This window comes from Chitinophaga ginsengisoli (assembly GCF_003014595.1).
In the GTDB taxonomy this organism is placed as follows: Bacteria; Bacteroidota; Bacteroidia; order Chitinophagales; family Chitinophagaceae; genus Chitinophaga; species Chitinophaga ginsengisoli.
Window position 1 is genome coordinate 344,743 of sequence record NZ_PYGK01000001.1, and the last position, 12,516, is coordinate 357,258.

The 12,516-nt window shown below is 42.0% G+C and carries 6 protein-coding genes; 4 read left to right on the plus strand and 2 right to left on the minus strand.

Annotation, left to right across the window (positions count from 1 at the left end; translation table 11 throughout):
* The first annotated feature begins 1,050 nt into the window (after positions 1-1,050).
* From mnmG to CLV42_RS01440, 3 genes are all read left to right on the plus strand, one after another.
* Positions 1,051-2,919, plus strand: coding sequence for a tRNA uridine-5-carboxymethylaminomethyl(34) synthesis enzyme MnmG (gene mnmG / locus CLV42_RS01430; RefSeq protein ID WP_106600119.1), 1,869 nt, complete (start codon positions 1,051-1,053; stop codon positions 2,917-2,919).
* A gap of 636 nt (positions 2,920-3,555) precedes the next feature.
* On the plus strand, positions 3,556-4,686 hold the full coding sequence (locus CLV42_RS01435) for a lactonase family protein (protein ID WP_106600120.1): 1,131 nt from the start codon (positions 3,556-3,558) through the stop codon (positions 4,684-4,686).
* A 69-nt stretch (positions 4,687-4,755) separates the two neighbouring features.
* Positions 4,756-5,106 (plus strand): hypothetical protein, encoded by a 351-nt coding sequence (locus CLV42_RS01440; protein ID WP_106600121.1) that lies wholly within the window; start codon positions 4,756-4,758, stop codon positions 5,104-5,106.
* Between the two features lie 7 nt (positions 5,107-5,113).
* Here CLV42_RS01440 and cls read toward each other — a convergent pair whose 3' ends face one another.
* Positions 5,114-6,592 carry a cardiolipin synthase gene (cls, locus tag CLV42_RS01445; RefSeq protein ID WP_170117355.1) on the minus strand — a complete coding sequence of 493 codons (1,479 nt, stop codon included), beginning with the start codon at positions 6,590-6,592 and terminating at the stop codon, positions 5,114-5,116.
* A 119-nt stretch (positions 6,593-6,711) separates the two neighbouring features.
* On the opposite strand from cls, the gene CLV42_RS01450 reads away from it, so the two are divergent.
* A complete protein-coding gene (locus CLV42_RS01450) occupies positions 6,712-11,379 on the plus strand; it encodes a DUF3320 domain-containing protein (protein ID WP_106600123.1) in 4,668 nt (1,555 codons plus the stop codon).
* Here CLV42_RS01450 and CLV42_RS01455 read toward each other — a convergent pair whose 3' ends face one another.
* A complete protein-coding gene (locus CLV42_RS01455) occupies positions 11,380-12,510 on the minus strand; it encodes a VWA domain-containing protein (RefSeq protein ID WP_106600124.1) in 1,131 nt (376 codons plus the stop codon).
* Between the last annotated feature and the right edge of the window lie 6 nt (positions 12,511-12,516).

Here is a 12,516-nt window from a genome sequence, read left to right on the forward strand (position 1 = left end):
CTGTTTTAAATCGTTTCTGTTGGTTCCATTTGATTTTTTGGTTTCTAGCAATTGTCACACATGGCTACAAACCGGACGATTCTGTTAGGAGTCAGTTGTAGCGAACGGCCTTAGGTGATTTGTGTAGATGTACATGATGTGGATGTTTTTCATCTTGTTTTGTTTCCGCCCCGTGATATGCCCGGGCTTTAAACAAGGAGACTCGATAGGAGTCAGTTGCGCGAATGAACCTCGGCGGTGTTGGCCTCCGGGGTTTTGTTTTTCGTGGTTGTGGACATGGTGGATGTGTTTGTTCCATACCGTTTGTTTCCGTTTCCATCCTGTCTCGGTTCAGGGGTGATAACCCCTGGCTACAAACAGGACGACTCCTAGCCGAGTCGATTGCAGCGAATCACCCCCCTTGCTGCTATACTTTTGAATCTGGCTTTATATCGATATATTCCTTGTAATAACTTATCTATAAACTATCACTTCACCATATATAACCCATATATAACCCATATCTCTTTAAATATGGATTATATATGGGTCATATATGGCTTATATATGGGTTATATATGGGTTATCTCAGGGAATACAGTATGGTGGCGCCCTTACAAGGATTATATAAATACCTTACTGTGTAATTAATTGTAAAAGAATGATTTTTATACGGTGAGAATGCATTATATCAGACTTAGTTACTTTTTATGGCCGCCCCTCTTGTATACCGCACCGGATTAAATGAATGACTGTTTTAGCGTCTTCCTCAACTTTTAGAAATGGATGATGCGCTCATAAAATGATAGGGGAAGATTGGAGCAGTGGATTGGTTGACATATAAAGTAAAGGAGGTGGGCATACAAAGGTTGCTTTTTATTATGAACGGCTTGGTGATTGTTTGCTAGATTCAGCAGTAACTGTAGTATTATTGTCGGTATCTTTATACGGTAGGAGCGAAGGGCATCTGTCACGGAAAGGTGCCTCATGAAACATTCTTCAAGATGTTCCACGTGGAACATCATATATCCTTCCTTCTATGTACTTTTGCATTTCTATTTAAACAAGATTATGTTTCCATCTTACGATGTTATTGTGGTAGGCGCCGGACATGCCGGTTGCGAGGCGGCAGCAGCTGCTGCAAATATGGGGTCCAAGGTATTGCTGATAACCATGAATATGCAAACTATAGCTCAGATGAGCTGCAACCCGGCAATGGGAGGGATCGCTAAAGGTCAGATCGTAAGAGAGATTGATGCTTTAGGTGGATACTCTGGTATAGTTACAGATCAGTCAATGATACAGTTCCGCATGCTGAATCGGTCCAAGGGACCAGCAATGTGGAGTCCACGTACCCAGAATGATCGTATGCTGTTTGCTGCAAAGTGGAGAGAGGCATTAGAACAAACTCCTAATGTGGACTTTTACCAGGATATGGTGAAGGGACTGTTAGTGAAAGATGGTGTTTGCTTTGGTGTCGTGACAGGGCTCGGTCATGAAATAAAAGCGAAGTCAGTTGTATTAACCAATGGTACTTTCCTGAATGGAGTGATGCATATCGGAGATAAACAATTCGGTGGAGGAAGGGTAGCTGAAAAAGCTGCGACCGGAATCACCGAACAACTTGTTTCCTTAGGGTTCGAAAGCGACCGTCTGAAAACAGGTACACCTCCAAGAATTGACGCAAGAAGTCTGGACTATTCAAAAATGGAAGAGCAACCAGGTGATGATGTGATCACCGGTTTTTCTTATTTGGATGTAGAAAAGATCAAACCGGAACAACAGAGAAGTTGTCACATCACTTATACCAGTGATAAAGTACACGAAATGCTGAAGACTGGTTTTGACAGATCACCTATGTTTCAGGGAAGGATCCAGGGAGTAGGTCCAAGATATTGCCCAAGTATTGAAGACAAGATCAACCGATTTGCAGAAAGAGACAGACATCAGTTATTCGTAGAACCGGAAGGTTGGAACACCGTTGAAATTTATGTGAACGGTTTCTCAACATCCCTTCCGGAAGACGTACAATATAAAGCACTGCAGTTGGTACCAGGATTTGAGAACGTGAAAATGTTCCGCCCTGGGTATGCGATAGAGTATGATTACTTCCCACCAACCCAGTTGCAGTTTTCCCTGGAGACTAAACATATTCAGAATTTATTTTTTGCCGGACAGATTAATGGAACGACGGGTTATGAAGAAGCAGCATGTCAAGGATTGATGGCAGGGATTAACGCTCACCTGAAAGCAAGTGGTCAGGCGCCATTTGTGTTGAAAAGGAGTGAAGCATATATCGGCGTACTGATTGATGACCTGATCAACAAGGGTACCGACGAACCTTACCGCATGTTTACTTCGAGAGCCGAATTCAGAACTTTGTTGAGACAGGATAATGCAGACCTCCGTCTGACTGAGAAAAGTTTTGAGATGGGGCTCGCCAGACAAAACAGATTGGATAAGGTAGTGTTGAAGAAAGATGGAGTGGAGAAGATAAAAAGTATTCTGAAAGAATTGCCAATAGACCCTGAAGAAATTAATCACCTGCTGGCGGAAAAAAATTCTTCACCACTTCCTCAGAGGATGCGTGCCTACCAGATTTTGTTAAGACCTTCTCTGGATATTTTCTCTATGAAAAATGGTGTTGCTAAGATGGCAAAAGCATTAGCTGAATTTAGTGATGAAACTTTGGAACAAGCAGAGATACAAATCAAGTATGAAGTGTACATCGAAAAGGAAATTGATCTGGTAAAAAGAATGAGCCAGATGGAAGATCTGATCATCCCCGATAGTTTTGATTATTCAAAACTGGTTTCACTGAGTACAGAGGCAAGACAGAAATTTAATAAAATCCGTCCACGCACATTAGGACAAGCAAGCAGGATCAGTGGAGTAAATCCAAGTGATGTACAAATCCTGATGGTGTATATGGGTAGGTAAAAAATACATTGAATTGAAAATAAAAAATACATGCTTTCTATGAGCATGTATTTTTTTTGTCTATATTCGTTTGTCGACCAAATTATGAGAGCCCTGAAAAGAAGATGAATGAGACCGAACCTATGACGCAACCGAACTAATTTTCATCCACGAAGAATTTCTAATGAAGCAGGTTGAAATTTATTTATAGCCAATCTTTCTGACGAGCACATAAGTGTATGCTATGAATTTATTCACCACCGGATTTCCTGGAAAATTTACCAACAAACTATTTCACAGATCTAACGACATGGATAATGAAGCATTGCAATTCAATGTAATGTGACATTGTTTCAATAATATTTATTCATTCACCAAAATGAATAACCGATAAAGTTAAGGTTAAATTAGAAGTATACAGTACCCGGTCCGTTTCTTCGGACTGGGCGTTTTTACACTAAAAAGCATTAATTAATTGAAAACCAATTAATTAGATGTTTTAATAATGACCTCATTATCTCCTGAAATTTCGACGATCTCTTAATGAGTAGTATGATTGGTCCAAAATTGGGTGTGTTGAAAAATAAGGGCTTTAAAATGCTTTTTTCTACTTTATTTCATATTTAGTAATTTGTCTTACCTAAAAAGTCCTGGTTTATGCTCAATGCCTTACTCACCTGCACCCTTTTATTAACGTCTACTATGCTGTCGGCACAAACTGATACAACCAAGGAAAAATATTTACTGATAGGTACTTATACAAAAAGTGCGGAAGAGGGAGTTAATGTTTATGCATTTAATACCAGCACCGGAGCCTTGCGTTATGTGAGCACTACTAAAAATGTAGACAATCCGTCTTACCTCGTTATTGCTCCTGATCAAAAACATGTCTATTCAGTAAACGAAAATAATGAAGGAGGAGTAAGTGCTTTTGAATGGGATACGACGAGTGGAGTATTGACTTTTTTGAATAAACAAGCTTCCGGTGGTGCGGCACCTTGTTACATCACTACCGATGAAGATGGTAAATATGTGATAGTAGGAAATTATGGTGGAGGAAGCTTATCGGTACTACCTGTTCGGGCGGATGGAAAAATTGATGCACCCGTGCAGACGATCGAACACACCGGTACGGGACCGAACAAAGAACGACAGGAAAAACCACATGTGCATTGTACGGTATTCGGTCCGGATCATAAATCATTGTATGTGTCAGATCTGGGAATAGACCAGGTTGTCATTTACGCTTACCGGCAGGGAGATGTATTACCACTCATGCCGGCAGATACCGGATATGCGTTACTTCCTCCCGGATCTGGTCCGAGACATATTACTTTTCACCCCAACGGAAAATGGGCATATGTGATTCATGAACTGGACGGAAAAGTTACTGGCTTTAATTATGTAAGGGGAAGACTGATTCCTTTCCAGACGATATCAACTTTACCCGCTACCTACAAGGGACCTATGTCGGGAGCAGACATTCACATTTCTCCGGATGGAAAATTTTTGTATGCTTCCAACAGGGATAAATTGAACAATATTGTTATCTATAGCATAGAACGTAAAAATGGACAACTGGTAAAAAAAGGCGAACAGTCATCCGGTGGAAAAGCGCCGCGCAATTTTATGATAGATCCGGATGGTAACTTTTTGTTAGTGGCAAATCAGAATACCGATAATGTGGTCGTGTTTAAAAGAAACAAAACAACTGGCTTATTAAAAGCTACCGGTCAGGAAATAAAAGTCCCGAAACCGGTATGTTTGAAAATGATCGGCAGTAAGTAAAAAGAAAAGACAATTTTATTGTACGTCTGATTGGCACAACTTTTTCAGAAGAACTTAAAAAGAAAGATTATGAAAAAGAAAGCAGCAAAACCGACAGATAAAAAGTCCGAAGAATTGAACGAAGACGAAAAGTTTCCAGGTTATCCCGCATATCCCGCAAGTGAAGATATTACCTACAGAGGTGAGCAGGAAGAACTTGATGTGGAAAAAGTAACCAGGTCTTCCCGCATCAACAATGAACTGGCGAGAGATTCATCTGGTAATCCGTCTGACCAGGATGAAGAGGAAGGACTTGATGTTCCCGGAGCAGATCTTGATGACGACAATGAACGGATCGGAGAAGAAGATGAAGAAAATAATTACTATAGTTTAGGTGGCGACAGGCATGAAGATCTCGAAGAAGATAACGATGAGTCGTGATCACCATTTATAATAATGGCGTCAACAGTCTGCATACCGCATCGATGAACCGCTCCCAGATGGAACGGTTTTTCCATAGACGTCGTTCAATATGAACAGAATCTTGCAAATCTTGTTCGAAAGCCAAGTTTAGCTTATACACAACTTGTTTGTCATAAATCACTACTGCAAGTTCACTATTCAGATAGAAACTCCGGTAATCCAGATTAACAGAACCAACAATTGCAAGGTTATCGTCTATTGCAATTGACTTGGCATGTATAAAGCCCTTTTGATAGAAGTAAACTTTTACACCGGCATCAAGCATGGACTTGATGTAAGATTGTGCTGCATGTTGCACAAAAAAAGAATCTCCTCTAAACGGTAAGATCAGTTGTACATTCTTACCTGCCAGTGCTGCCATCTGTAAGGCAGTTAATATTTGTTCATTGGGAATGAAGTAGGGATTGCTGATACGGATGGAACGTCGTGCCACATTGATCGCCATCAGAATAGTCTGCATCGCCATCGGAAAATCGGAGTCAGGACCACTGGCCACAATATCCACAAAACAATTTTCCCGGAGATCGGGACGGTGAAAGTAAGGAGCGTTAAAAGGGAAAGTATTCTTGCTGCAGTAACGATAACTCATCATGAATTGCAGCTGTAATAAATTCACAACATCGCCTTCCAGTTTCAGATGCGTGTCTCTCCAGAAAACAGGATTTTTCGCATTGTTCAGATAACGGGCATCCATATTGATACCTCCGGTAAATCCTACTTCTCCATCTATGATGATGATCTTTCTGTGATTGCGATAGTTGGCGTTGAGATAAAAGTTGATCAGTACAGGTGAAAAAGCAAAAACCTCTGCACCATGCTCTTCCAGCAGATCGGGAATATCTCCGATATTATCACTTCCCAGATCATCATATATAAATCTGACTTCTACTCCCTCTTTTAATTTCTCAACCAGGATATTGGCTACTTCATTACCAACATCATCTGCAGCAAAAATGTAGTACTCAATATGTATATGATGTTTTGCCGCTCTTAATGCTTCCATCACTGCGGGAAATTTTTCTTCTCCGTTCAGTAAGAGCTGTACACGATTATCACGCGAAAGTACAGAGTGACGGGTATTCAGTAACATAGCAGATATTTCCTGCTTGCTTGCTACCAGGTGTCTGAGTTGAATTTGTAAATGTTCTATTTCTTTTCGCTGCGACTCCCAATATCGCAACATCAATGTTTCATCTTTACTACCTTTCAGTGTGAAGCGACGTTTCTTGCGCAGATCTCTACCCAGGTAATAATAGACTACTAGTCCGAGTATAGGGACGAAGCTTAGCAGCATGATGTAAGCCATCGCCTTGACCGGATTGCGGTTTTCCAGCAAAATAGTGCCCACTACTCCAAGAAAGGAAAGTGAGATGAGCACATAACCAGTGATTTTCAATGCTATATGCCAGTCTGTATCCCAGAGGAAATATAATATCTGATACACGCAGCTTCTTTCTAAATGGTTAAGAATAAAGGTAATGGTAATATCATTAGAATAAATTATCCCCATCAATCGTTCTTAACATAAATTATCATTTTTTTTGTTCTTACAACGAACTGTACATGAAGGAATCAATCCTTATCAAACTGGAGGCCTCACGCCGGGAATTACTGGATCTGGGACTACGTAACCCTTTATTGAATTATCGTTTACCCCTTAGTCGTGGAGTGCATATTGAACAGGAAAGCGTTGCCAATATATATGAAGTATTGGTGAAGCAGGGAAAGGCAATGACTTTTCTCCCTAAAACTGATTCAAAAGAAAAGAAAGAAAAAGAAGTTGATGTTGCTGAACCCCCGCTGCCTTTACAGGAACCGGAGGAAATAGTATATGATACTCGTCTGCAAACAACTGAAACTGCTGTTGCATTACAGAACAGGTTATTAAATACTTACTATGCTGCACGTACCAGCCTGGAAGAACAGGGGGTGAATATTCTGTTCCTTACATTGGGGATGCTGAAGTGGTATGAAAAAGATAATGGTAAAGAACAACGGCAGGCGCCATTAATATTAATACCTGTTTCTCTTGAACGATCCAGCGCAAGAGAACGATTTCGTTTACGCTATACTGGTAGTGAAGTGGAAATGAATCTTAGTTTACAGACTAAGATAAAAGCAGAATTTGGTATTACGATACCAGATATGCCGGAGGCAGATGAAATAGCAGTACTTGATTACATCAAACAGGTAGCAGCAACCATCAATGGTATGCAGAACTGGGAAGTTGTTACGGATGCTGTTGAACTGGGCTTCTTCTCTTTTGGTAAACTAATGCTATACCATGACCTTGATAGTGATGGATGGCCCACTGATGAAAAGCCTGCTGATCATCCTATTCTGCAAGGTCTTTTTGGAGATGGATTCAAAGAGAATGCACCAAATATTTCTGAGGAAGTATTTATTGATACGGAAACAACAGCAGATGAATTACACCAGGTAGTTGATGCAGATGGATCTCAACTGTTAGCTATGCTGGCTGTGCAGGAAGGACGTAACCTGGTGATACAGGGACCTCCCGGTACAGGTAAGTCACAAACCATCACCAACCTTATTGCCAATGCAATTGGTGAAGGAAAGAAAGTGTTGTTTGTTGCTGAGAAAATGGCAGCGCTTGAAGTAGTGAAACGCAGGCTGGATAGCATTCAATTAGGGGAGGCATGTCTTGAATTGCATAGTCATAAAGCGAATAAAAAAGAACTGCATCAGGAATTAAGGAGAACATTGGAATTAGGTAAGCCTGCTATTTTGCAGCTGCAACAGGAAGTAACATTACTCGATGATTACAGGAAAGAGTTGAATGATTATAGTACTGCTGTAAACACACCAGTTGGAGAAAGTGGTATTACTCCTCATCAGTTAATGGGGTATCTGTTAAAACTGAAAGAGCAATTTGCCGCAATAGAATTGCCACGCATTGCAATACCTGATATTGATTCGTGGAATGCATTACGCATGCAACGTGCAGAAGCAATGTCCACAAGGATTGAGAACAGACTGGCGGAAACAGGCATACCTTCAGCATTGTTGTTTTGGGGAAGTGAGTTAACGGTATTGACACCAGCAGGTCAGGATAAATTAATGCCTGTATTAGAGAAAGCAGAAAGTACAACTGTTGCGTTACAACACGAAAGCGCTGTTATAGCTGGACAGGTAGGATTACCAATGCCGCTCTCCAGAAAGTATAGCATGGACCTGTCTTTCTTTGTACAACTTGCTTCCATTCGTCCGGATATAGCAGGTGTGCAATTAAAACATTCTGCGTGGTTACAACAAAAAGAAGATATCAAAGAGTTTATCGAAACGGGTAAACGACTACGGCAGATCCACCTGGTGTATGATCCGATTCTTATTCCAGAGGCATGGGATCAGCAGGTACTTGAAATGCGTCAGAACTTACTGGCGTTTGGCGATAAGTGGTATAAATTTTTAAAAGGTGATTATAACAAAACGAATCGTCAGCTGGCCGCTTTATACAGATCAGGAGCGCCTGATGACCTGCAGGGAAAACTAACCTGTATCGATGCAATTCTTGAAGCAAGACGATTAAGTAAGTTGCTGCAAGAACATGAAGTACTTGCGAAAGAGTTGTTTGGACAGCGTGTGCAGAAGGGGCAGGCAAACTGGGAAATGCTGGAGAGCATCACTAACTATTTAACAGAAGTACATAAGCAGATCAGTTATGGTTCCTGTTCTGCTGTGATATTAGATTATCTGGAGAAGAACGAACCGGTAGAAACAGCGAAGCGTTATTATGATACATTGCTGAAACATCTCCAACAACAGGGTGCTGCTATAGATGCATTAGTTACTGCATTTGCACTGAATGAGAAAAAACGTTTCCGAGAGATTACACCACTGCTGCAAAGACCTTATGAAGATCAGATCCTGTTGACGCAATCATGGATGAAAGGATTGCCTGAAATACATCATATCATTTCATGGAATAACCTTGCAGAAACTGCATCAGCAGAAGGACTACAGATGCTGATAGATACAGTTGCATATTGGCCGGAAAGTGTGACCGCATTAAAAGGTGCATTGCAGAAAACATGGTATGAATATCTGTGGGAGAAAGCCCTGATAGCGCATGCTTCACTACGCAAATTTGAAAGATCAAGTCATGAAGCGGCAGTGAAACAGTTTGTAAAATTAGATACACTTAACCTGCAATACAACCGGGCAAGGGCTGCACTTAAACATTGGGATGGTGTGCCGCCATTGGAAGCTGGTGGACAAGTGAATGTACTGCGCACAGAGTTTAACAAAAAGGCGAGACACATGCCTATACGTAAGCTCATGCAGTCTGCAGGACTGGCCATACAAGCGATCAAGCCTGTGTTCATGATGAGCCCTCTGTCTATTGCCAACTTCTTACCACCAGGCGCGCTGCAGTTTGATCTGGTAATATTTGACGAAGCGAGCCAGGTGAGACCAGTAGATGCGCTGGGTGCATTATTGAGAGGTAAACAATTGGTGGTAGTAGGTGATAGTAAGCAGTTGCCACCAAGTACTTTCTTTGATTCATTAATGAAAGAAGTAGATGACGAAGAAAATGTAACAGCAGATATGCCTAGCATCTTAGGTATGTGTGATGCACAGGGAGCACCACAGCGAATGTTGCGCTGGCACTACCGTAGCAGACATGAGTCGCTGATCAGCATGTCCAATCATGAGTTCTATGAAGATAAGTTAGTGATCTTTCCAAGTCCTGGTGCGGAGCATAAAATGGGATTAGTATATCACCATTTAAAAGATGCAACATATGATCGTGGTAAGACAAGAACAAATCAGCGTGAAGCAGATGCCATTACCGAAGCGGTGATTGAACATGCAAAGCATCATCCGGAAATGAGTCTTGGTGTTGTTGCTTTTAGCTCCGCGCAAATGCAGGCCATACAACAGGCACTCGAAACAGCCAGAAAAAAAATGCCAGAAGTGGAAATGTTCTTCAAAGCACATCCACATGAACCATTCTTTGTAAAGAACCTGGAGAATGTGCAGGGAGATGAACGTGATGTGATCTTTATAAGTATTGGTTATGGTCGTACACCAGAAGGCACGGTGAATCTATCTTTCGGGCCTTTGAATAATGAAGGAGGTGAAAAAAGATTAAACGTATTGATCACGCGGGCGAAGCAACGCTGCGAAGTATTTACGAACCTGACTGCTGATGATATTGATCTGAGTAAAACAGAAAGTGAAGGTGTACGTACATTGAAGAACTTCCTGTATTTCGCACAGCATGGATCCATGCAAAGTGGGTATACTGATGGCAAGCCTGTGAATATTCCTTTTGAGACACTTGTTGCAGAACACCTGACAGCAGCTGGTTACAATGTAAAGAAACAGGTAGGAAGTAAAGGCTTTTATATAGACCTCGCAGTAGTTGATCCCGAACATCCAGGTAAATATATTATGGGTATTATGTGTGATGGTGCTGCCTATCATGCGGCACGTTCTGCAAAAGACAGGGATAGATTGCGTCAGCAGGTATTGGAGAATATGGGCTGGAACATTTATAATGTATGGAGTACCGACTGGTTCCGCCATCCTGCGAGGGAATTGAGAAGATTAGTTGCTGCTATTGAAAACGTACGTGGAGGAAATAGTGATGATCAGGAAGTGGAAACGACATCTGCCGAAGATTACACGATGATAAGGGAAGATGAAGGCGAGGGAAGCGATGTACCGTTGTATGAAATGGCGGTATTACCTGAAGAGATAGCGGCGAAAGATCTGCATCAACATCCAGCAGAAAAGTTAAGATCATGGCTGGAAATGGTCGTGCGCGTAGAGAGCCCTGTTCATGTGGAAGAAGTGACGCGCCGTATCCTAGATGCCGCCGATGTATCACGTGTAGGTAACAGAATACGTGAGGTATTGAAACAGGCTATTGCAGATGCTGTTGGTAATGATTCAGTAATAGTAAAAGAAGAATTCCTCTGGGATGCAACGATGGATACACCATTGGTGCGTAGCAGAATGAACCTGCCATCTGCGTCACGTAAGATGACCTATATCGCGCCAGAAGAATTACAGGTGGTGATTGAAAAAGTAGTGCGGGATGCTATTGCTATTACGATGGTGGCTGCCATTCCCATTATCGCAAAAACACTGGGGTTTGCCCGTGTAACTGAAGACCTGAGAGCCGATCTGCAGGAAGCTGTTGAGAAAGCTTTAGCCGATGGTGTTATTTATCAGGATGACGAATGGCTCAAAGTAAAATAATCACTTTTTCAATACCAGCTCTTCTCTGGCAGCCCAGCCGTTGATATCCTGTTTGCTGAGTGCTGCCGCCATCAGATCAGGAAATTTGTCGGGTGTACAGGCGAAAACAGGAATGCCCAGGTTAGAGAAGTATTGTGCATTACTATGATCGTAAGCAGGAGCGCCATCGTCATTCAGTGCCAGTAATACGATCACCTGTACGCCGGCGGTGATTAATTCAGCAGCACGCTTCCGCATGTTGTCATCACTGCCGCCTTCAAAAAGGTCTGTGATCAGCACAAGCACTGTATCAGCAGGTTTTGTAATGATCTGCTGACAGTACGATAGTGCGGCATTAATATCAGTACCACCACCTAATTGTACGCCAAATAAAAGATCAACAGGGTCTTTCAACTCTTCCGTCAGATCAGCAACGGCAGTATCAAATGCCACCATACGGGTTTTGATAGCGGGTATGGATGCCATTACAGAACCAAAGATGCCCGAGTAAACAACAGAGGTTCCCATAGACCCACTCTGATCAAGACAGAGTACAACATCTTTCAGAGAGGTTGTTCTTCGTCCGTAACCGATACGAGTTTCAGGAATGATCGTTTTGTATTCAGGTTGATAATGCTGTAAGTTTTTGAGGATAGTAGCATGCCAGTTGATCTCGTTGTGACGGGGCCTCCTGTTACGAATGCTTCTGTGCAGACTACCAGTGATAGCTTGTAAAGTAGGCTGCGTCAGCTTTTTCAGCAGATCGTCTACCACTCTTTTTACTACCTGCCGCGCAGTATCTCTTGTTTTATCAGGAATGGCATGACGTAATGTTAGTAATGTAGCCACGAGATGTACATCAGGTTCTACATTCTCCAGCATTTCTTTTTCAAGTAAGAGCTGCGTAATGTTCAGGCGTTGTATCGCGTCACGTTGCATAACCTGTACAACAGAAGCAGGGAAGAAGGTACGGATATCTCCCAGCCAGCGACTCACGTTAGGAGAGGAGGGACCAAGACCGCCTTTCTTCTCACTATCATAAAGCGCCTCCAATGTTTTGTCCATTTGCAGTTCCTGTCCGCCGAGAGAAAACCCCGTACCGTCTGCATCACTACCTCCCAATACGAGGCGCCATTTATTCAGATCATCCATACAATA

Excerpts from the sequence above, each read along its gene's own strand:
- mnmG (WP_106600119.1), top strand. The coding sequence starts at position 1,051 with ATGTTTCCATCTTACGATGTTATTGTGGTAGGCGCCGGACATGCCGGT.
- CLV42_RS01435 (WP_106600120.1), top strand. The coding sequence starts at position 3,556 with ATGCTCAATGCCTTACTCACCTGCACCCTTTTATTAACGTCTACTATG.
- CLV42_RS01440 (WP_106600121.1), top strand. The coding sequence starts at position 4,756 with ATGAAAAAGAAAGCAGCAAAACCGACAGATAAAAAGTCCGAAGAATTG.
- CLV42_RS01450 (WP_106600123.1), top strand. The coding sequence starts at position 6,712 with ATGAAGGAATCAATCCTTATCAAACTGGAGGCCTCACGCCGGGAATTA.
- CLV42_RS01455 (WP_106600124.1), bottom strand. The coding sequence starts at position 12,510 with ATGGATGATCTGAATAAATGGCGCCTCGTATTGGGAGGTAGTGATGCA.